The 20,242-nt window shown below is 43.3% G+C and carries 20 protein-coding genes and 1 tRNA gene; 14 read left to right on the top strand and 7 right to left on the bottom strand.

The features are described 5' to 3' along the window. Positions 1-13 precede the first annotated feature (13 nt). Entirely contained in the window at positions 14-535 is a 522-nt protein-coding gene (locus tag DBT49_RS05890; RefSeq protein WP_064292792.1) for an HdeD family acid-resistance protein, read from the bottom strand. 189 nt (positions 536-724) lie between these two features. Between DBT49_RS05890 and DBT49_RS05885 the strand changes: the two genes are divergently transcribed. Next, the gene (locus DBT49_RS05885) at positions 725-1,585 is read left to right on the top strand and encodes an NAD(P)-dependent oxidoreductase (RefSeq protein WP_070559975.1); all 861 of its coding nucleotides are present in this window, start codon (positions 725-727) and stop codon (positions 1,583-1,585) included. Between the two features lie 101 nt (positions 1,586-1,686). Here DBT49_RS05885 and DBT49_RS05880 read toward each other — a convergent pair whose 3' ends face one another. Genes DBT49_RS05880 through DBT49_RS05865 form a run of 4 tightly spaced genes read right to left on the bottom strand, consistent with a single transcriptional unit; the run spans position 1,687 to position 4,971 of the window. Next, on the bottom strand, positions 1,687-2,262 hold the full coding sequence (locus DBT49_RS05880) for an NADPH-dependent FMN reductase (RefSeq protein ID WP_224783871.1): 576 nt from the start codon (positions 2,260-2,262) through the stop codon (positions 1,687-1,689). A gap of 38 nt (positions 2,263-2,300) precedes the next feature. Beyond that, positions 2,301-3,377, bottom strand: a complete 1,077-nt coding sequence (locus tag DBT49_RS05875) for an LLM class flavin-dependent oxidoreductase (protein ID WP_070559977.1) — start codon at positions 3,375-3,377, stop codon at positions 2,301-2,303. Between the two features lie 36 nt (positions 3,378-3,413). Then, the gene (locus DBT49_RS05870) at positions 3,414-4,481 is read right to left on the bottom strand and encodes an LLM class flavin-dependent oxidoreductase (protein WP_101560446.1); all 1,068 of its coding nucleotides are present in this window, start codon (positions 4,479-4,481) and stop codon (positions 3,414-3,416) included. Positions 4,482-4,518: 37 nt separating this feature from the next. After that, positions 4,519-4,971 carry a MarR family winged helix-turn-helix transcriptional regulator gene (locus DBT49_RS05865; protein ID WP_070559981.1) on the bottom strand — a complete coding sequence of 151 codons (453 nt, stop codon included), beginning with the start codon at positions 4,969-4,971 and terminating at the stop codon, positions 4,519-4,521. A gap of 386 nt (positions 4,972-5,357) precedes the next feature. On the opposite strand from DBT49_RS05865, the gene purE reads away from it, so the two are divergent. From purE to purB, 12 genes are all read left to right on the top strand, one after another. Continuing rightward, a complete protein-coding gene (gene purE, locus DBT49_RS05860; RefSeq protein WP_070560346.1) occupies positions 5,358-5,822 on the top strand; it encodes a 5-(carboxyamino)imidazole ribonucleotide mutase in 465 nt (154 codons plus the stop codon). Further along, the gene (purK, locus tag DBT49_RS05855) at positions 5,806-6,942 is read left to right on the top strand and encodes a 5-(carboxyamino)imidazole ribonucleotide synthase (protein WP_070559983.1); all 1,137 of its coding nucleotides are present in this window, start codon (positions 5,806-5,808) and stop codon (positions 6,940-6,942) included. Before purE ends, purK begins: the two co-directional genes overlap by 17 nt. A 3-nt stretch (positions 6,943-6,945) precedes the next feature. Continuing rightward, on the top strand, positions 6,946-7,665 hold the full coding sequence (gene purC, locus DBT49_RS05850; RefSeq protein WP_070559985.1) for a phosphoribosylaminoimidazolesuccinocarboxamide synthase: 720 nt from the start codon (positions 6,946-6,948) through the stop codon (positions 7,663-7,665). A 33-nt stretch (positions 7,666-7,698) separates the two neighbouring features. After that, positions 7,699-7,944 (top strand): phosphoribosylformylglycinamidine synthase subunit PurS, encoded by a 246-nt coding sequence (purS, locus tag DBT49_RS05845; protein ID WP_013668813.1) that lies wholly within the window; start codon positions 7,699-7,701, stop codon positions 7,942-7,944. 5 nt (positions 7,945-7,949) lie between these two features. Then, on the top strand, positions 7,950-8,633 hold the full coding sequence (gene purQ, locus DBT49_RS05840) for a phosphoribosylformylglycinamidine synthase subunit PurQ (RefSeq protein ID WP_070559987.1): 684 nt from the start codon (positions 7,950-7,952) through the stop codon (positions 8,631-8,633). A gap of 65 nt (positions 8,634-8,698) precedes the next feature. Next, entirely contained in the window at positions 8,699-10,864 is a 2,166-nt protein-coding gene (purL, locus tag DBT49_RS05835) for a phosphoribosylformylglycinamidine synthase subunit PurL (protein ID WP_372596508.1), read from the top strand. 14 nt (positions 10,865-10,878) lie between these two features. Beyond that, positions 10,879-12,342: an amidophosphoribosyltransferase gene (gene purF / locus DBT49_RS05830; protein WP_083300520.1), complete on the top strand. Its 1,464-nt coding sequence runs from the start codon at positions 10,879-10,881 to the stop codon at positions 12,340-12,342. Continuing rightward, entirely contained in the window at positions 12,335-13,387 is a 1,053-nt protein-coding gene (gene purM, locus DBT49_RS05825; protein ID WP_070559990.1) for a phosphoribosylformylglycinamidine cyclo-ligase, read from the top strand. The genes purF and purM overlap by 8 nt, the downstream gene beginning before the upstream one ends. Continuing rightward, positions 13,387-13,977 (top strand): phosphoribosylglycinamide formyltransferase, encoded by a 591-nt coding sequence (gene purN, locus DBT49_RS05820; protein WP_070559992.1) that lies wholly within the window; start codon positions 13,387-13,389, stop codon positions 13,975-13,977. Before purM ends, purN begins: the two co-directional genes overlap by 1 nt. Further along, complete coding sequence (gene purH / locus DBT49_RS05815) at positions 13,958-15,511, top strand: bifunctional phosphoribosylaminoimidazolecarboxamide formyltransferase/IMP cyclohydrolase (protein ID WP_070559994.1); 1,554 nt, start codon at positions 13,958-13,960, stop codon at positions 15,509-15,511. Before purN ends, purH begins: the two co-directional genes overlap by 20 nt. Before the next feature lie 16 nt (positions 15,512-15,527). Beyond that, positions 15,528-16,808, top strand: a complete 1,281-nt coding sequence (gene purD, locus DBT49_RS05810; RefSeq protein ID WP_070559996.1) for a phosphoribosylamine--glycine ligase — start codon at positions 15,528-15,530, stop codon at positions 16,806-16,808. A gap of 3 nt (positions 16,809-16,811) precedes the next feature. Next, positions 16,812-18,113, top strand: coding sequence for an adenylosuccinate lyase (gene purB, locus DBT49_RS05805; protein WP_070559998.1), 1,302 nt, complete (start codon positions 16,812-16,814; stop codon positions 18,111-18,113). Positions 18,114-18,183: 70 nt separating this feature from the next. Here purB and DBT49_RS05800 read toward each other — a convergent pair whose 3' ends face one another. Both DBT49_RS05800 and DBT49_RS05795 read right to left on the bottom strand, forming a co-directional pair. Further along, positions 18,184-18,372, bottom strand: coding sequence for a hypothetical protein (locus DBT49_RS05800; protein ID WP_070560000.1), 189 nt, complete (start codon positions 18,370-18,372; stop codon positions 18,184-18,186). A 585-nt stretch (positions 18,373-18,957) separates the two neighbouring features. Further along, positions 18,958-19,030, bottom strand: a tRNA-Thr gene (locus DBT49_RS05795). A 201-nt stretch (positions 19,031-19,231) separates the two neighbouring features. Between DBT49_RS05795 and ypfJ the strand changes: the two genes are divergently transcribed. Then, positions 19,232-20,155 carry a KPN_02809 family neutral zinc metallopeptidase gene (ypfJ, locus tag DBT49_RS05790; RefSeq protein ID WP_070560002.1) on the top strand — a complete coding sequence of 308 codons (924 nt, stop codon included), beginning with the start codon at positions 19,232-19,234 and terminating at the stop codon, positions 20,153-20,155. Positions 20,156-20,242: the final 87 nt, after the last annotated feature.

The raw sequence follows: 20,242 nt of genomic DNA, 5'->3' as shown, positions 1-20,242 counted from the left end.
TTGTTATCAAATACTATAAGGCCCGGATAATGTGGGCAATACCGGAGAATAAGAAGTAAGCCCCAATCAAGAAGACTACTGTAAAGTAGGCAGATAGGGGATTAAAGAAGATCGAAATAGCAACGATAATCCCAACAATGCCTAGGAAAATGGAGAGGCCTCGACCTACGGGACTCACAAAACCAACTAGGGAGCTGGAAGTTAGAAGTCCGATTCCTTCAGAAATAAACCAAATGGCTACTAGGAAAGGAATGGTTAGGAAACCGATTTCCACATTGAAAAATAAAATAACCCCGATAATTAAATTCAAAATGCCCACAATTAACATGACTGTATAGTTTTGGTCACTAACTTGGCGTAATTGATGGCGAGTATAGAGGTTCACGATCCCAGAAACAATCGCTCCGGCTGCATAAAAGTAAATTAAGCTTACTAAACTCACTGTCGGATTTCTAAAACTAATAATGGCAAGGATAATAAAAATAATTCCTACAATGAGTTCGCCCCATTTTACGCCTTGTTGATTTTCATTCATTCTACCGTCTCCTTTGTCAAAATATTTTGTCAATTTATTTTTGAATATATTAACCTTATCAAAAATAAACAATAAGATCAAAGAATTGGCTCATTACATACAATCGGCTAAGGCAAGAGCTAAAAGATCAAGTCAATGGTAAACTATTATTAGAATAAAAATCATTGTTAGGTGAAAGGGTGTTGTTAGATGAAAATCGGTTTTATCGGCTTAGGTGTCATGGGAAAATCCATGGCCAGGCATTTAATCCAGGCAGGGTATGATCTTAATGTTTATAACCGAACCAAGAAAAAAGCCCAGCCCTTAATCGAGCTGGGAGCGCAATGGCTTGATTCCCCAAGTCAGATCGCTGAACAATCGGATTTAGTGTTCACTATTTTAGGCTATCCCCACGATGTCGAGGAAGTTTACCTAGGAAAGGCAGGGCTCTTTTCAGCTTGCCGGCCTGGGCAAATCTTTGTCGAAATGACTACTTCTAGTCCAAGTCTAGCGGTTAAACTTTACCGAGAAGGTCAAGCATTTGGCGTGAGCGTTTTAGATGCGCCGGTAACGGGAGGAGACATTGGTGCCCAAGAAGGACGCTTAACGACTTTAGTTGGCGGGGAGAAAGAAATTTTAGCTCAAATTAAACCCGTTTTAGCAACTTTTTGCCAACAGATAGAGTACTTTGGACCTGCGGGTAAGGGGCAAGACGCTAAGATGGCTAACCAAATCATGATTGCTGGCACCATGACCGGGATGTGTGAGGCACTGGCTTATGCGAAAAATAATGATTTGAACTTGGACCAAGTGATTCAAACCTTGAACAGTGGAGCAGCTGCGAATTTCTCCCTGTCCCAATATGGCCCCCGTATTCTTAAAAATGATTATAGTCCAGGCTTCTTCGTTAAACATTTTATTAAAGACCTAAGAATTGCCCTTGAAGTCGCTGAAAAAGAAAGGCTCAAACTTCCGGGAACCCAACTGGCCTATAACCTCTATCAAAAATTGGCCCATGAATTTAGTGAAGATGATGGAATCCAAGCCTTGATTAAATTGTGGTGGGGCTAGTGAATAAATAATTAAAGGCTATGCCGAGTAAAGTATCTAAAGCCTTAGCGAATTGGTGCTAAGTATTCAGATATTTCTAACTGGCATAGCCTTTTTTATAGTTAAAATCCTAACTTCTCATCTTCGATTCGTTGAATTTCTTGGTAGGTTTTTGCTAGGGTGAGGGTTTCATCGACTAATTGTTCTAAACGTAAGAGCACATCATCGGAAGAAATTTCATTAAGGGTAAAGTCTCTGGCGCTTAGGTAGACATAGCGCGGTGTAACATTAGCCTTCATATAGTTAAGGATAGGTTTTAATTGCAATTCAGGAATCAAGTAGTGGCGGTTAGACCCTGATGAGGCAAAGATACCCACGGTTTTATATTCCAGGGCTTTCTCTGGCAAGAGGTCAAAGACATTTTTCAAAGAAGCTGGAATGGAGGCTTGGAAGATAGGGGTTCCAATAAAGAGGACATCTGCCTCCATGACGGCTTGAGCGACTTCCAAGGTATCTCCCTTATAATCGAGGAAGTTTCTTCCGTCGGCAAAATCCATTTCCTTATCTAAGAGGTTAATAAATTGCACTTGGTGGTCACTGTATTGGTCCTTGGCTAAGATATCCAGGATAGCTTTGGCTGCCACTTCGGTTTTATGGCCCACATTGGAGCCGGATAAGACGAGTATTTTCAAGATCATTTTCCTTTCTCAATGAATTAGTAAAACTTTGCTAAAACTTATTGGTCTGACTTGGTATATTTTTTCACGGCGGGAATGATGGTCTCACCGAGGATATCAATCATGTGGAGAATATCCTTAAAGGGAATCCCTCCAAAGTCAATCTGGGCGGTGTAGCGTTGGTTGTTGTAGAGTTCGTGTTGGTAAAGGATCTTATCAATGATTAATTGGGGATCGCCAACCGTCAGAGCGTCACGGTAGTCTTTCCCTTGGGCGAAGAGACGCTTATTAAAGCCAGTCCCATTGACCCGCCTCATCCCTGTGTCTAAGTGGGGATAGAATTCTTTGAAGGCGGTATCCCGGTCTTCATTGACATAGAGGAAACCCGAAGTAGTGACTGGCATGGAGGCAACATCGTAGCCTTTTTCGCTAAGAATGGATCGGTAGATATCAATGGATTGTTTAAAGTATTCTGCAGAACCGCCTAGGGTAGTGATATACATAGGTACGCCTTTAAGCGCGGCTTTGATAGCGGAGTCTGGTGGTCCGCCGACAGCTCGCCAAATGGGGAGTCCATTTTTAGCCCGGGGAATTACCTCAGCGTCATGCAGGGGAGCGCGAAATTCTCCTTCCCAGTTGACCACTTTATTTTCATTAATTTGCAGGAGGAGGTCAAATTTTTCTTCATAGAGGGCCTCATAGTCCTTCACATCGTAGCCTAAGAGTTCAAAAATACCTAAACGTGAGGCCCGTCCGGCCATGACTTCCATGCGACCGTCGGAAATTAGGTCGATAGTGGCAGCATTTTCATAGACTCTGACTGGGTCAGAAGTGGAGATGATGGTGGCCGAACTACCTATTTTGATCTTTGATGTGGCTTGGGCAATGGCCGATAAGATCACCATATGGGCTTGGGATACAAAGTATTTTTGGTGGGATTCCCCCAAGTGGAAGATATCCACCCCCGCTTGCTCAGCTAGTTGAGCCATCTTGATAAATTGCTGGATCCGCTCTTGGGCTGAAATTTCTTCACCGGTATGGGGATTGGGCATATGGTCACCTAAACTATAAAGGCCAAATTCAATCCCCTGACTAGTATCAATTCTGGGAATAATGTGTGGGTTTTCAATTGTCATAAATAATCTCCTTTTTTCATAAAGTCATACTTTGCATTATGCTTGGGTATATTTCTTCACTGTGGGAATGACCTTTTCTGCGAAGAGGTCGAGAGTCCGTCGAATTTCGTCAAAGGGCTGGCCGCCAAAGTCAATTTCACCATTAAAACGTTGGTGACCAAATAATTCATACTGCATCAGCAGTTTATCAATGATTAATTGGGGATCACCGACCATGGTGGCCGATTTAACATTTTGCCCTTGGGCGAAGGCGCGTTTGGGGAAGGGTTGGCCGTTGACTAAGGGAAAGCCTGCTTCCACATAGGGCCAAAATTCTTGATAGGCTTGCTGGGTATTTTCTCTGACATAGAGGAAACTGCCGGTTTGGACAGGAATGTCATTCGGATCATAGCCAGCTTCTTGGGCAGCCTCCCGGAAGACCTTAATGCGGTGGGCAAAGGTTTGATTAGCTCCCGATAGGTGGGCTTGGTAAATGGGCATTCCTAGTAAGCCGGACCGCCGTGCAGAGTCATTGGAATTACCAATTCCCCGCCAAATGGGCAGTTTACCTGAAGAGCGTTCACTACGGGGCTGGACCTTGACCCCGTCTAGGTCAGAGCGAAATTGTCCTTGCCAGTTGACGGTTTCATTGTCATTGATTTCTTTTAGGAGGGCAATTTTTTCTTCGAAGAGTTCTTCATAATCCTTATAGTCATAGCCAAATAATTCAAAGGCTCCTAATCGGGAAGCACGGCCGGCAACAATTTCCATCCGTCCCTGGGATAGAAGGTCGATGGTTACCGCATCTTCATAGACTCGGACAGGATCTAACACAGACAGGGGAGTCACCGCTGAGCCTAGTTTAATGGTCTTAGTTTCCCGGGCAAGGGCTGAAAGAATGATCAAATTGGACTGGGAGACAAAATAGTCCTGGTGGGATTCCCCCACTTGAAAAGCATCGAAGCCGGCTTCTTCGGCTAGTTTTCCCAGTTGAATAATTTCTTCCATCCGCTCTGAGGCAGGTAGTTGTTTTCCAGTATGGGGGTTAGGAAGGTTATCTCCTAAACTGTACAAACCAAATTCTAGCCCCTTAGCTTTCTTTTCTTCTGGATTTGCTCTGGTCATTTTTTCTTCCTTTCTTATGTGTGTATTTTCCTATCGATTACTTATGCAGATGGTCTTGGCAGACTTTGGTTAAAAGTTGGTCAAGGGTGGCTAATTCTTCATTGTCAAGCGCATTAAAAAAGCTTCGCTGGAAGTTACTCAAGTCATAAGCTATTTTTCCGTAAAGGTCTTCTCCCTTACTGGTGGGAAAGAGCAGGTGGCTTCTGCCTTGAATTTCTTTTTTGATATAGCCATTTTCCTCTAATTTGTGGAGTAATTGGCTAACATTACCCTTAGTTACACAGAGTTGGATAGCAATCTCCTGTTGGTTAGTTGCTGGATGCTCACAGATATAAGACAGTAAATCAAATTGGGGCACATTAATCTGACAAGAGAAATCAGCTAGGGCTTGACTGGTATCTTGCAGGTTCCTCCGGTAAAGCCTTACCAGGGACTGGTAGATATTGAGGGCGTGATTATAATTCTCACAGCCCGATTCACTTGATGTCATCGTTCTCACCTCGTTATCAACATTTGGTTTAGTTATAAACAGTTTACCACTAAACATATACTAACAGGACTTATGCTAGGCGACAAATCATATGCTTGGCTAATAAAAATATATTTTTAGACCGTCTTGATTCGAAGGCGGTCTTTTTCCGATTGTTCGGTAATAGAGACTAATTTAGTGGGAAATTGGCCTTAAAAATAATATCAAAGCAATAAAACGTATTATGAAAACGATTTTATCAAATAATATACGTAATTAAATTGAAATTTTAAAATTATATGGTATATTTTTACATGTAAACAAGTAAATCACGAATATTTAATATTAATTCTACACAAATGTCTGTTATTTAAGGAGGCTGTCAAGTGATAAAAGTAGGGGTAGTGATGGGATCTCAATCGGATTGGCAAACCATGAGTCAAGCCTGTCAGATTTTAGACCAATTTGAAGTGCCATATGAAAAACGTGTGATTTCTGCCCACCGGATGCCAGATGAGATGTTTGCTTATGCTAAAAGCGCCCGTGAGCGAGGCCTAGCGGTAATTATTGCTGGGGCAGGAGGAGCAGCCCACTTGCCAGGCATGTTAGCTGCTAAAACCACCTTACCGGTTATTGGGGTTCCGGTTCAATCACACGCCTTGAGTGGCTTGGATTCACTCCTATCTATCGTTCAGATGCCAGCCGGTGTCCCCGTCGCCACAACAGCTATTGGACAGTCAGGGGCTAAAAATGCTGCCTTACTGGCGGTTGAGATTCTAAGCATTGAGGATGCAAGGCTCAGCCAAGCCCTGGAAGATTATCGAAAAAATATGCGTCAAGCAGCCATAGAAAGTAGTGATCAACTTGACTAAGACGATTTTACCTGGGGCAACCATCGGCATTATCGGTGGAGGTCAACTAGGACAAATGTTAGCCCAATCCGCTAAAGAAATGGGCTATCGGGTAGGAATATTAGATCCCGGACATAATTGTTCAGCCTCTCAGGTCGCTGATTTTCATTATGAGAAGGCCTACGATGACCGCCAAGCCTTAGCAGACTTTGCTTCTCAATGCGATGTATTAACTTTTGAATTTGAAAATATCGATACTGAATCCTTACAAGTTCTCGGTGATCGTGCCTATCTCCCTCAGGGGGTAGACCTGCTTCATTCTAGCCAAGACCGTCTCCATGAAAAACAGTTTTTAGAAGCTGCGGGTGCTCAAGTCGCTCCTTATCGGTCGGTCAAGACCATGGAAGACTTAGAACAAGCAGTCAGAGAATTAGGCTATCCTGCTGTTTTAAAGACGCGGCGTTTTGGTTATGACGGCAAGGGCCAACGGGTTCTTCATAGCCAAAAAGACTTGCCTGATTGTGTTGACTTACTCAATGAACAAGCTTGTGTGCTGGAGCAATGGCTGCCTTTTGCTAAAGAAATTTCAGTCATGGCTATTGGCGAACAAAATGGTCATGTGGTGACTTTCCCAGTATCGGAAAACATCCACGTCCATAACATCCTTCATGAATCTATCGTTCCCGCTAGAATTTCAACTGAAGCCAGTCAAGCCGCCCAAGACCTGGCCCATAAAATTGCTAAAGCAGGAAAATTGGTCGGTGCCTTAGGAATTGAAATGTTCTTAATGGCAGATGGAAATATTTTAATTAATGAACTGGCACCTCGTCCTCATAATAGTGGGCACTACACCATTGAAGCCTGTGATTTCTCACAATTTGATTTACATATTCGCGCTGTCTGTAGCTTGCCACTGGCTGAACCCAAACTATTAAGTCCGGCCCTTATGGTGAACGTTTTAGGACAACATTTAGATAAGGTCTTAGAAGCTGCTCCCAAGCATAGCGATTGGCACTTGCATATTTACGGCAAAGACCAAGCCAAGATAAACCGTAAAATGGGTCACATCACTTTGTTACCAGAAGATATGGAAGATAGTCTGCAAAAAATTGATGATAGTGGAATTTGGATTAAGGAGTAAATAATGACGGAAGAAAAGTTAATTTATAGTGGTAAGGCTAAAGATTTGTATCAAACCGATGATGATAAGTATTTAAGAGTTTTTTATAAGGACCAAGCGACTGCCGGCAATGGGGCTAAAAAGGAAAATTTACCTGGCAAGGGGCGGATTAACCAAGCTATTACCCAATTGATCTTCACTTATTTAGCTGACCATGGTATCGCTACCCATTTGGTCAAAGTGCTTAATGAACGAGAAGAAATCGTTGAGAAGGCGGAAATGTTTCCCTTAGAAGTGGTTTACCGCAATTACGCTGCTGGCTCCTTTGTTAAACGCTTAGGCATTGAACGGGGCTTAGCTATTGAAGGCGGTATCCTGGAATTCTTTTATAAGGATGACGACTTGAATGACCCACTATTGAATGATGACCACGTTCTCTTTCTAAAAGCGGCTAATCCTGCAGAAATTGCAGCGATTAAAGCGTTGACGAAAGAAATTAATGATTTATTAGTGAAGCTTTTTGACCGAGCAGGGCTGATTTTGGTCGATTTCAAATTAGAATTTGGAAAGAATGAAGCGGGAGATATTATTCTGGCTGACGAATTTTCACCAGATAATGCCAGACTCTGGGATAAGGACAGCGGGAAATCCTTTGATAAGGACATCTTCCGCAATGATCAAGGTGATATGATCCCTTACTACCAAGCCGTCTATCACCGTTTACAAGAAGTTATTAAAGATTAAGGACTATCAATTAGAAAAATCAGGGAGGTCACTATGTATACAGTTGAAGTATTTGTCACCTATAAGGAATCCATTCTTGATCCGCAAGGCCAAGCCATCATGCAAGGCGTCCACCAAATGGGCTATGAGGCAGTTAAAAATATTCGTCAAGGAAAGTATTTTCAAATGGAAATTGCCAAAGAGGTTGGCGATGTCGACCAAGCAGTTGCTGATATTTGTGACCGTCTCCTAGCTAATGTCAATATGGAAACTTACCGCTATACCATTAAGGAGGTTTAGCCGTCATGAAATTTGCTGTGATTCAATTTCCTGGATCCAATTGCGATATGGATATGTTGACTGCTATCCGTGATGTCTTGGGCCAAGAAGCTGACTATGTTCCTGCTAGTGCGACTTCCTTAGCGGGCTATGATGCCATCATGTTGCCAGGTGGCTTCTCTTTTGGGGATTATTTACGGACCGGTGCTATTGCCCGTTTTACCCCGATTATGGAAGAAGTGAAGCGTTTGGCTCAAAGTGGCAAGTTGGTTTTAGGAACCTGCAACGGCTTTCAAATTCTCTGTGAAAGTGGCCTTTTACCCGGGGCTTTTCTCCCTAATCGTGATCTAGCCTTCATCTGTAAAAAACAAGACTTAGTAGTTGAAAACAACCAAAGTCCCTTTTCCAGTCTCTATCAAGAAGGAGAGGAAATTACTTTACCCATTGCCCATGGCGAAGGTAATTATTACTGCGACCAAGCAACCCTAGCTGACTTAAAGGCTAACGGTCAAATTATTTTCACCTATGCCGGAGAAAATCCCAATGGTTCAACAGGTAATATCGCTGGGATCACCAATAAGGCAGGGAATGTGATTGGCTTAATGCCTCATCCTGAGCGGGCGGTTGAAGAAATCATTGCCGGTCAAGATGGGCTTAAGGTCTTCCAATCTATGGTCAAGTATTTTGAAACAGAGGGAAAGAGAGCGTGAAGAGTGTGAGCCAAGAACTAAGTCCTCAAGCAATTAAAGAAAGTAAAATTTACCGGGAATGGAGCATGACGGATAAGGAATATGACATGGTTGTCGATATCCTGGGACGCTTACCCAATTACACCGAAACTGGACTATTTGCTGTCATGTGGAGCGAACACTGTTCCTATAAAAATACTAAGCCTGTTCTAAGAAAGTTTCCTTCCCAAGGGCCTCAAGTCTTACAGGGACCAGGAGAAGGAGCCGGTATTATCGATATTGGTGATGGCCAGGCAGTGGTTTTTAAGGCAGAAAGCCATAACCACCCCTCAGCTGTAGAACCTTATGAAGGGGCTGCGACTGGTGTAGGCGGGATTATCCGTGACATCTTCTCCATGGGGGCGCGTCCCATAGCCTTACTGGATTCCTTGCGCTTTGGTCCCCTAAGTCATCAACGGACCAAATATCTCTTCCATGAAATTATCAAGGGGATCGCTGGTTATGGGAACTGTATTGGAATCCCAACGGTTGGTGGGGAAATTGCCTTTGATGATTGCTACCAAGGGAATCCTCTGGTTAACGTCATGTGTGTTGGCCTCATGGACCAAAAAGATATCCAAAAAGGTCAAGCCGCTGGAGTAGGCAATACCATTATCTATGTGGGTGCTAAGACTGGTCGGGATGGCATTCATGGGGCGACCTTTGCCTCAGCAGAGTTTAATGATGAAGAAGAAAGTCAACGTTCTGCTGTCCAAGTGGGTGACCCCTTTATGGAAAAACTCTTACTGGAAGCCTGCTTAGAAGTCATCCAAAACTGTCCCGATGAACTGGTAGGAATCCAAGACATGGGAGCTGCTGGTTTAGTGTCTTCATCCTCGGAAATGGCCTCCAAAGCTGGGACCGGATTAGTGCTAGACCTCGACCAAGTGCCTCAAAGAGAAAGCGGCATGACTCCTTATGAGATGATGCTATCCGAATCCCAAGAACGCATGCTTCTCTGTGTTAAAGCCGGCCAAGAGGAAAAAATTAAGGCAATTTTTGACAAATACCAGCTTGAGGCGGTAGTGATTGGTCGGGTGACTGATGATGGACGTTACCGGCTCTTCCATAAGGGCGAGTTGGTAGCGGATGTCCCCGTTAATGCCTTGGCTGAAGATGCCCCTGAATATGAACATGCCGTGATTAAACCAGCCTATTACCAAGGCCAAGATCAAGACCAATACCATGCCCAAGAAAAGGATGTCAATCGAATTCTACAGGGCTTACTCCAACAAGCGACCATTGCTTCAAAAGCCAAAGTCTACCAAACTTATGATTCCATGGTGAGAACCTCAACCGTTCTGGGACCAGGTTCAGATGCAGCGGTTGTCCGCATTCGTGGGACTAAAAAGGCTTTGGCTATGACTACTGACTGCAATGCCCGTTATCTGCGTTTAAATCCTGAACGTGGTGGTCAATTGGCAGTGGCTGAAGCGGCACGTAATATTGTGGCCAGTGGGGGACAACCCTTAGCTATTACCGATTGCTTAAACTTTGGTAATCCTGATGACCCTGATATTTTCTATGAAATTGCCACCGCGGCTCAAGGTATTTCTGAGGCCTGCCGTCTCTTGAATACTCCAGTTATCTCAGGCAATGTCTCCTTAAATAATGAAAGTAATGGTCAGGCGATTTATCCGACTCCTGTTATTGGCATGGTGGGCCTGATCAAGGATTTAAGTCATGTTACTAGCCAAGACTTCAAGCATGCTGGCGACCTTGTTTATCTTCTAGGAGAGATTCGCCCTGATTTTAATGGGTCTGAATTACAAGTGATGGAAACTGGTCAAGTTTCTGGTACTTTACTGGACTTTGATCTGGACCAAGAAAAGGCTAACCAAGCAGCAGTTCTCAACGCCATTCAAGCAGGTTATCTTGCTTCAGCCCATGATATTAGTGAAGGTGGTTTGGGTGTGGCACTTGCTGAATCCTGCTTCGGAAAAAATCTGGGAATCAAGGCTAAATGGGATAGAGAGGCTGTTGATTTATTTGCTGAAAGTCCTTCCTGCTTTGTCCTATCCGTCAAGCCTGAAAAGCAAGCTGACTTTGAAGCTTCTTGTCAGGCTAAGCTGACCTTATTGGGCCAGGTGACCGATGAAGATCAATTTTATCTTGAAGCCAAAGACCAAAGCATTGACCTAAGCGTGAGTGTATTGAAGGAGTTATGGGAAGGAGCCTTAGCGTGTCAGTTAGAAGAACAAGCCCATTCATAAAAGACCCCGACTATGTGACCACCTATATTGACCAAGAAAGCTATGACCTTCCCCATGAAGAGTGTGGTCTGATTGGTGTCTGGAACCATCCTGATGCTGCTCGGCTTAGCTTTTATGGCCTAATGGCTCTACAACACCGGGGCCAAGAAGGCGCTGGAATTACAAGTCTCAAAGACACAGGCCGGATGCAAGAATACCGTGGTTTAGGTCTAGTCAGTGAGGTCTTTTCTAATCAAGACCAATTCGATAAGCTTGCTGGGCAAGCTGCCTTAGGTCATGTCCGTTATGCGACGGCTGGCGACCACTCATTGAATAATATTCAACCCTTCTTATTCCACTTTTCGGATCGTGACCTGGCGCTAGCTCATAATGGTAACCTGGTCAATGGTCAATCTTTAAAGGAAGAATTAGAAGCACAGGGCGCTATTTTTCGCTCGACTTCAGATAGTGAAGTGCTCATGCACTTAATTCGCCGCAGCAAGGCTGATAATTTTAAGGACCAACTTAAAGAAGCTTTAGGACAGATAAAGGGTGGCTTTACTTATATCTTGTTAACCAATAAGGGACTGGTAGGAGCTTGCGATCCCAATGGTTTTCGACCTTTAGTCGTTGGCCAGTTAGACAATGGGGCCTATGTGATGGCTTCAGAATCATGCGCCTTGGACCAAATCGGAGCCAAAACTTTATTTGACGTCGAAGCGGGACAAGTGGTTTATATCACGGATGAGGGTATTGAACGAGAATTCTATACCGAAGACCGTCACCAAGCGATTTGTTCCATGGAATATATTTACTTTGCTCGTCCCGATTCCAATATCCAACATGTCAATGTCCATACCGCTCGTAAGCGTTGTGGGGAAATTTTAGCCCAGGAAAGTCCTGCTGAGGGAGCCGATATGGTGGTTGGCGTCCCTAACTCTTCTCTGTCGGCAGCCATGGGCTATGCGGAGGCTGCTGGCTTAGCCAATGAAATGGGTCTGGTAAAAAACCAGTATGTTGGTCGAACCTTTATCCAACCTAGTCAGGCTGAAAGAGAGCAGGGCGTCCGGATGAAGTTGTCAGCTGTCCGTAAGGTTGTGTCTGGCAAGAGTGTAGTCATGATTGACGATTCCATTGTCCGGGGAACGACTTCTAAGCGGATTGTGTCCCTTTTACGTGAAGCGGGAGCCCGGGAGGTTCATGTCCGTATTGCCTGTCCTCCGTTGAAGTATCCTTGTTTTTACGGGATTGATATTTCCAATACTAGAGAATTAATTGCTGCACAAAATTCAGTTGAAGAAATTTGTCAATTGATTGGAGCCGATTCTCTGGCCTTTCTCAGTCAAGAAGGCTTGATTAAAGGCATCGATTTACAAGGCCCTGGCAAGTATCAAGGTCTATGTATGGCTTATTTTAATGGCGATTACCCCACTGAATTATATGACTATGAAAAAGAATACCTAGAATCTTTGCAGGAAGAGGAGGTTAACCATGACTAATGCCTACCAAAATGCCGGAGTGGATGTGGAAGCCGGTTACCAAGCGGTGGAACGAATTAAAAAGCAAGTCGCAAAAACTTGGCGCCCAGAAGTGATGGGAGCGATCGGTAGTTTTGCTGGAGCGTTTTCTTTAGCCGACTTTGACTATGAAGAGCCTTGTTTATTAGCTGGCACGGATGGTGTCGGCACTAAATTAATGTTAGCTATCCAATCTCAGCGTTATGACACCATTGGGATCGACTGTGTGGCCATGTGTGTGAATGATATTCTCGCTCAAGGCGCTCAGCCCTTGTTTTTCTTGGACTACATCGCGGTGGGCAAGAACCATCCCGCTGTTATTGAGCGTATCGTCAAAGGAGTAGCTGAAGGCTGTCAACAGGCTGGAGCTGCCTTGATCGGTGGAGAAACGGCTGAAATGCCCGGCATGTATGATAGCAAGGATTTTGACCTAGCTGGTTTTGCGGTCGGTATTGCTGAAAAGAAACGGCTCATTACCCCCAAGAAGGTTAAAGAAGGGGATATTCTCCTGGGCCTAGCCTCATCCGGTTTACACTCTAATGGCTATTCTTTAGTGCGCAAAGTCTTTTTTAAGGATAATGATTTTTCTTTGGATAGCCATTTAGAAGAACTGGGTCCTGACCGTAGTCTGATTGATGAATTACTTATTCCTACCCGGATCTATGTGAAGACATTGCAAAGCTTAATTGAGCGTTCGCTGATCCATGGCATGGCCCATATCACGGGTGGGGGATTTATTGAAAATATTCCCCGCATTCTACCAGAAGGCTATAAAGCGCAAATTCAATTAGGATCTTGGCCAGTCTTGCCAATTTTTAAGGCTTTAGAAAAGTATGGTCAACTCGATTCGATGGAAATGCTGAATATTTTTAATATGGGGATTGGCATGGTCTTAGCCATCGATTCTTCTCATATTGATGAAGTTGAAAGTATCTTACATGACCAAGGGGAGTCAACTTACCGGATTGGTCAGGTTAAGAAGGCTAGTGATGTAAAAGAAAAAATTATATTTGAGGGGACATTATGATGCGATGTGCAATATTTGCTTCAGGACAGGGCAGTAATTTTCAAGCTTTGGTTGAAGCCTTCCAGGGCCTTCATTCTGAGATTGAGATTGCCTTTCTCTTTTGTGATACAGCAGGAGCGTATGTCTTAAAACGCGCTCAAAATTTACAAATTCCCGCCTTTCAATTTAGTCCCACTGACTTTCCTAGTCGCCAAGACTATGAAGAAGCTCTAGTCGATCTTTGTCAGAGGCATCACTTGGATTACATTTTATTGGCAGGTTATATGCGGCTGATTCACCAGCCATTACTCCAGGCTTATCCTAACCGGATTATTAATATTCATCCCTCCCTCTTGCCTAAGTTTCCCGGCCGTCATGGGATTAGGGACGCCTATCAGGCGGGAGTGCCTGAAACTGGGGTAACCGTTCACATTATCGATGAAAATATCGACCAAGGAAAAATTCTCGCCCAAGAAGCTGTAACTATTGATCCAGCATGGCAGTTGGAGGACTTGGAGACAGCTATTCATACAATTGAACATCAATTATATCCTCAAGTAATTTTAGAATTAGTCAGAAAGGAAATGAATCATGGCAAGAGCATTAATTAGTGTATCTAATAAGGAAGGTTTAGTAGAACTCGCCCAAGCCTTTAAGGAGGCTGGGATAGAAATCATTTCAACCGGGGGGAGTAAAAAGCACCTAGAAGCAGCTGGTATTAAAGTCATTCCTGTTGAAGAAGTGACTGGCTTTAAGGAAATGCTAGATGGGCGAGTAAAAACCTTACATCCTAATATCCATGCTGGAATTCTCTTCCAAAGAGACCATGCTGACCATGTGAAAACCATGGCTGATAACCACTTACAAGCCATTGATTATGTGGTGGTGAACTTCTATCCCTTTAAAGAAACCATTAGTCAGAGCCAGGTTTCATTAGCTGAAGCGGTGGAAAATATTGATATTGGTGGTCCTTCCATGGTGCGTGCTGGAGCCAAAAACTACCAGGATGTCACTGTGCTTACTGATCCTAAGGACTATGCCAGTGTCATCGATTCTCTTAAAGAAAAACAGGCAACGACTCTTGAAGAGCGCCAACGTCTAGCAGCTAAAGCTTTCCGTTTGACAGCTGCCTATGATGCATTAATTGCTCAGTATCTCACCGACCGTTTTGAAGAGGAAAAACCTGAACGATTAACCTTAACCTATGAATTAAAAGAAACCTTACGTTACGGGGAAAACAGCCAACAAGAAGCTGAATTCTATCAAGCACCTTTAGCTGATGACTATAGCATTAGCCAGGCTAAACAATTAAATGGTAAAGCTTTATCCTATAACAATATTAAAGACGCCAATGCAGCCCTAGCGTTGATTGCTGAATTTGACCAACCCTGTGCCGTGGCCCTTAAACATATGAATCCTTGCGGGGTAGGAATTGGCCAAACGATTGAAGAGGCCTTTGAACGCTGCTATCAAGCCGATTCCATGTCCATCTATGGGGGCATTGTAGCGGTTAATCAAGAAATTTCTAAAGAATTAGCGGAAAGACTGCATAAGATTTTCCTAGAAATCGTGATTGCGCCAGCCTTTAGTGAAGAGGCCTTAGCAGTGCTCAAGACCAAAAAGAACTTACGCTTATTAGAAGTGAAGGGCTTTGATCATAAGCTCTCTCCTGCCAAGGAATATGTTTCTGTAATGGGTGGTCTCTTAGTCCAAGACCAAGATATCCCTGCTTATGAGAATCACGAACAGTGGCAAAAAATGGGTCAATATGATGTCGATCCCAAAGATCTCCCTGCTTTAGAATTAGCTTGGAAGGTCGTAAAACACGTTAAATCCAATGCTATTGTGGTTGCCAACGGCCATCAAACGCTAGGCATTGGAGCAGGGCAAATGAACCGGGTTGGCTCAGCCCAATTAGCCCTTGACGAAGCCTTGGCTAATCCATTTGAAGTTGACCGCGACCGTTTAGTTTTAGCTAGTGATGCCTACTTACCAATGGCAGATACCGCAGAATTAGCGGCCCAACATGGCATTAAAGCCATTGTTCAACCTGGGGGTTCTATCCATGACGATGATTCCATTGCCGTGGTTGACCAAGCCAAAATTCCTATGTTAAAAACTGGCATGCGGCATTTTAGACATTAATTTCAGGAGGAGAATTATGAAAATATTGGTCATTGGTTCTGGGGGACGGGAACATGCCCTAGCGCTTAAGTTTAAGCAAGATGCAAAGGTTTCTGAAGTCTACTGCGCTCCAGGAAATCCGCTAATGGCTAAGGATGGCATCCACTGCTTAGACATTAGCATGGATGATTTCCCAACTTTAATTGACTTTGCTAAAGAATATGCTATCTCTTGGACCTTTGTAGGGCCTGAAATTCCTTTATTTAATGGGATTGTTGATGCCTTCCAAGCGGCTGGATTACAAATCTTTGGCCCCAGTCAATCGGCCAGTCGCTTAGAGTCTTCTAAGCACTTTGCAAAAGAAGTGATGCAGGCTCAAGATGTCCCAACTGCTGCTTATGTAGCCTATAATAATTTAGAAGAAGCCCGGGAGGAAGTAAAAGCAGCAGACTTTCCCCTGGTGATTAAAGCGGATGGTCCTGCTGCAGGCAAGGGGGTTAAAATTGTCCAAGACTTGACTAGCGCTCTAGAGTTCTTAGAAGAAATCTTTAGTGACCATCGTTATGGCAGTCAAAATGAGGTAGTTATTGAGGAATATCTAGAGGGAGTAGAGTTTTCCTGTTTCTCCTTAGTCGGAAAAGGGCAAGTCCTCCACTTACCTCTTGCTCAAGACCATAAGCGGGCCTATGACCATGACCTAGGGCCTAACACGGGTGGTATGGGGGCTTACAGTCCGGTTCCCTTTGTCAGTCAATCGGTCTTTAATGATGTCGTTAACCGGATTGTTGAACCAGTCTTAAAAGAGATGGCCGCCAGAAATTGCCCTTATTATGGGGTCTTGTATACGGGCCTAATTTTAACCCAAGAGGGACCCAAGGTGATTGAGTTTAATACCCGTTTTGGGGACCCAGAAACCCAAGTGGTCTTGCCACTTTTAGGGGATAATTTTGCTGGGGTCATTGATGACTTGTTACATGGAAGACCGAGTCAACTCACATCGGAAGCCGACCAAGTGAGTTTAGGCGTTGTTCTTGCAGCTGAAGGTTATCCAGGCACTTATCAAAAAGGCATGGTGCTGGATGAATTGATTACTAAGCTTCCTGATGGATTACAAATCTATGGGGCTGGTGTTGACTTGCGAGAAGGGCATTATGAAGCTAAGGGTGGAAGAATTTTAATGTTGGTAGCTAAAGGGTCATCTTATGAAACCTGCCGTGATCAAGTTTATCAATTCTTAGCCAAACACCCGATAGCAGGAACTTTTTACCGAAAAGATATTGGCCATTGGGTATTAGATAAGAGAGAGGAAGTCGGATAATTCATGTTAGAACGTTATACCTTACCGGATATGGGAGCTATTTGGTCCCTTGAAAATCATTACCAAGCTTGGTTAGAAGTTGAAATTTTAGCTGTTGAAGCTTGGAGTGAATTAGGTGTGATACCTCAAGCAGATGCCCAAGCCATTCGTCAAAATGCTCGCTTTGATGTGGACCGCATCAGCGAAATTGAAGCACAAACCCGCCATGATGTAGTTGCTTTTACCCGCTGTTTGTCTGAATCCCTAGGAGCGGAGAAAAAATGGGTGCATTATGGACTAACCTCGACCGATGTCGTCGATACCGCCCAAGGCTATCAATTAAAACAAGCTAATCGTCTCATTAAAAAAGACTTAGACCAGCTTTTAGGAATTCTAAAAGAAAAAGCTTTAACTTATAAGGACACCGTGTGTATGGGCAGAACCCATGGGGTCCATGCCGAACCAACGACATTTGGTCTAAAAATGGCACGTTTCTATGCTGAAATTAAGCGAAATATCGAACGCTTTAACCATGCAGCTAGAGGTGTTGAAGCGGGTAAAATTTCTGGTGCAGTGGGCACCTATGCCAACGTTCCTACTGACATTGAAACTTATGTCTGTGACCATTTAGGGATCCGTCATCAAGATATTTCTACCCAAGTTTTACCGCGTGACCTTCACGCAGAATACATCGCTAGCTTAGCTTTGATTGCAACCAGTGTTGAAAATATGGCCACTGAAATTCGTCACCTCCAAAGATCAGAAGTCCATGAAGTAGAAGAGTCCTTTGCCAAAGGGCAAAAGGGATCGAGTGCTATGCCCCATAAGCGTAATCCCATTTCTAGTGAAAATGTTACTGGTTTAGCTCGAGTTTGTCGTGGCCATGTGGTGACTGCTTATGAAAATGTCTCCCTCTGGCATGAACGTGATATTTCTCATTCTAGTGCAGAACGTATTATACTAGCTGATACCACGATTCTCGTAGACTATATTTTAAATCGCTTCAGCAAGGTCTTGAAAAATCTGAAAGTCTTTCCAGAGAAAATGCTGGCTAATATGCAAGCGACTCATGGCTTAATCTATAGCCAACGCTTATTATTAAAGTTAGTCGATGCTGGTCTGTCACGAGAAGCAGCTTATGATCTTGTCCAACCCCTAACCGCTAGGTCCTGGGACCAAGGTCAAGATTTTAGAAACTTGGTGGAAGCTTGTCCAGAAATTACTGACCGTCTGAGTTCAGAAGCTATTGATGATGCCTTTGATTACCATTACCATTTACGGCGGGTTAATGAGATCTACAGAAGATTAGGTTTAATTTCTGACTAGCTGAGTCAGTTTTTAGACCGATTAAAATAAAAAATATATTGATGAAAAAAGGAGCCCGAAAGCTCCTTTTTTATTTCAATACTTGCTTTGCATAGTTATATAATTTAAGGGCTATACCTAAGCGCATGTTTTCTAATTTACTGTCATACTTGCGATAATTATCCAGCGATTGTGTGGCAATACCAGTGGCCTTAGCTATTTGATAGCTAGTAATATTGCTTTTTAGCAGTTCTTCTATTTTATTAACGTCTATGATCATTATTATCACTTCCTTTTATCAAATGTAATCCAGACAACTAGAAAACAGAATATGACAAAAATAAATTCTTTCAATAGACTGATTCCTTTCTATGATCAGATAAGGGTATAAGAGAGTGGTGTCTCCTCTATATCCTTTAAGCGTAGACGATTGACTTATTCCTGCTTGGAAAGGTAATCGTCTTTTTTAGATCGTTCGAATAACTAAGCAATGTCAACGATCAAAGTTCAAACTCTACCCGCTACAGGTCCTTTTTTTCTTTCACTAACCCAATTTTTAATATGTTCACGCTTCTATATTCATTAAGCAGTAAAAACTGTGTAAAGTCAACAAATGGTCCAAACCAAATAAAAAAGCACCCTAAGAGGTGCTTTAATATTCCTATTATACAAAATTTTCTAAGAATTGTATTTTTTAGATATGGTATTTATAAAAATGATAAACTTAAATTTGCACTCTGCTATTTTCGCTGTTTTAGAGTGCAAAATTATTTCAGATTCTGTTGTTTTCTTAATCTTTCCAAAATTAAAAACGCTGATATATCAGCGTTTTGATCTTTATTAATATTTTCTGATTTTCTCAATATGCCGAAAATAGGAATCGAACCTACGACCTTTGCATTACGAATGCACTGCTCTACCGACTGAGCTATTTCGGCTTGTGACTTAGGAGTCAACTCCATTAGTATAGCATTAGCCTAGTGTAAAAAGCAAGTCTGTTTTAAAAATCAGAGAAAAAGGGAAAAATAATTTATTGTATTTATCATTCGTTAAAGGAAGGGCTTACATGGTATAATGGAATTAGCAATAAGTTATAAGATACTTCAAACGGCAAATAAAAGAAAAAGCAGGTGTATAGTATGAAATGGGAGGATTTACGTCGCAGTCGGAATGTCGAAGATCGCAGGGGACAGTCGACTGGTCCCAGACGGTCGAGTGGCGGCTTAGGTAACTTACTGAGTCTCTTATTCTTAACCCGAGGCGCCCCGCGTTGGCTGATTATCTTGATTTTGGCCTTTACTATTTTTGGCGGTGGCTCTCTCTTAGGGGGCGGATTGGGTAATAGTGGCAGTTCCACCGGTTCAGCCCCCCAAACAGAAGAAGTTAGTCAGGATGGAAGTCAGCAGGCTAGTGATCAAGAAAAAAAATTTTTGTCCGCTGTTTTAGGTAGCACCGAGGATTTTTGGAATCAGAAATTTGCAGATTATGGTAAAGACTATGAGCCAGCGCGTTTGGTACTCTATACTGACCATGTCCAAACTGGGGGTTGTGGCTTTGGTAGCGCTCAGGCTGGACCCTTTTATTGTTCAGGAGATAAAACCGTTTATATCGATTTGTCCTTTTATCGGGAATTAAAGAATCGTTACCATGCTCCAGGCGATTTTGCTATGGCTTACGTCTTGGCCCATGAAGTTGGTCACCACATTCAAACCGAGCTAGGGACCATGGCAAAATATCAATCTGCCATCCGTCGGGCCAGTGAAGATGAGAAGAATGCTTTATCTGTTCGTTTAGAACTTCAAGCAGATTATTACGCTGGTGTTTGGGCCCATTATGCTGAAGACCAAGGCTTACTCGAAGCGGGAGATATCGATGAGGCCATGCAGGCGGCCAATGCGGTGGGGGATGATACCCTACAAAAAGAAGCTTACGGGCGGGTAGTTCCAGATAGTTTCACTCACGGATCAGCTGCTCAGCGGCAAGCTTGGTTCCAAAGAGGTTATCAATACGGAGACTTAGAACATGGAGATACATTTAATACACGGTTAGATATCGAGAAATAATAAAGAGTGACAAGCGCGTCAAAAGGCAAGACCGCTGGAGCGAAAAGTCGAAAGAATTCACGCAGAGAATTCCTCGACATGTCGTGG

The sequence above is a fragment of the Aerococcus mictus genome, from assembly GCF_003286595.3.
Lineage (GTDB): Bacteria > Bacillota > Bacilli > Lactobacillales > Aerococcaceae > Aerococcus > Aerococcus mictus.
This window is presented reverse-complemented; position numbering and strand designations above follow the sequence as displayed.

Coding starts and splice junctions, on each gene's coding strand:
- ypfJ (WP_070560002.1), top strand. CDS start 19,232: ATGAAATGGGAGGATTTACGTCGCAGTCGGAATGTCGAAGATCGCAGG.
- purD (WP_070559996.1), top strand. CDS start 15,528: ATGAAAATATTGGTCATTGGTTCTGGGGGACGGGAACATGCCCTAGCG.
- DBT49_RS05875 (WP_070559977.1), bottom strand. CDS start 3,377: ATGACAATTGAAAACCCACACATTATTCCCAGAATTGATACTAGTCAG.
- purE (WP_070560346.1), top strand. CDS start 5,358: ATGGGATCTCAATCGGATTGGCAAACCATGAGTCAAGCCTGTCAGATT.
- DBT49_RS05890 (WP_064292792.1), bottom strand. CDS start 535: ATGAATGAAAATCAACAAGGCGTAAAATGGGGCGAACTCATTGTAGGA.
- purN (WP_070559992.1), top strand. CDS start 13,387: ATGCGATGTGCAATATTTGCTTCAGGACAGGGCAGTAATTTTCAAGCT.
- DBT49_RS05870 (WP_101560446.1), bottom strand. CDS start 4,481: ATGACCAGAGCAAATCCAGAAGAAAAGAAAGCTAAGGGGCTAGAATTT.
- purM (WP_070559990.1), top strand. CDS start 12,335: ATGACTAATGCCTACCAAAATGCCGGAGTGGATGTGGAAGCCGGTTAC.
- purS (WP_013668813.1), top strand. CDS start 7,699: ATGTATACAGTTGAAGTATTTGTCACCTATAAGGAATCCATTCTTGAT.
- DBT49_RS05865 (WP_070559981.1), bottom strand. CDS start 4,971: ATGACATCAAGTGAATCGGGCTGTGAGAATTATAATCACGCCCTCAAT.
- purH (WP_070559994.1), top strand. CDS start 13,958: ATGGCAAGAGCATTAATTAGTGTATCTAATAAGGAAGGTTTAGTAGAA.
- DBT49_RS05800 (WP_070560000.1), bottom strand. CDS start 18,372: ATGATCATAGACGTTAATAAAATAGAAGAACTGCTAAAAAGCAATATT.
- purB (WP_070559998.1), top strand. CDS start 16,812: ATGTTAGAACGTTATACCTTACCGGATATGGGAGCTATTTGGTCCCTT.
- DBT49_RS05880 (WP_224783871.1), bottom strand. CDS start 2,262: ATGATCTTGAAAATACTCGTCTTATCCGGCTCCAATGTGGGCCATAAA.
- purC (WP_070559985.1), top strand. CDS start 6,946: ATGACGGAAGAAAAGTTAATTTATAGTGGTAAGGCTAAAGATTTGTAT.
- purQ (WP_070559987.1), top strand. CDS start 7,950: ATGAAATTTGCTGTGATTCAATTTCCTGGATCCAATTGCGATATGGAT.
- DBT49_RS05885 (WP_070559975.1), top strand. CDS start 725: ATGAAAATCGGTTTTATCGGCTTAGGTGTCATGGGAAAATCCATGGCC.
- purL (WP_372596508.1), top strand. CDS start 8,699: ATGACGGATAAGGAATATGACATGGTTGTCGATATCCTGGGACGCTTA.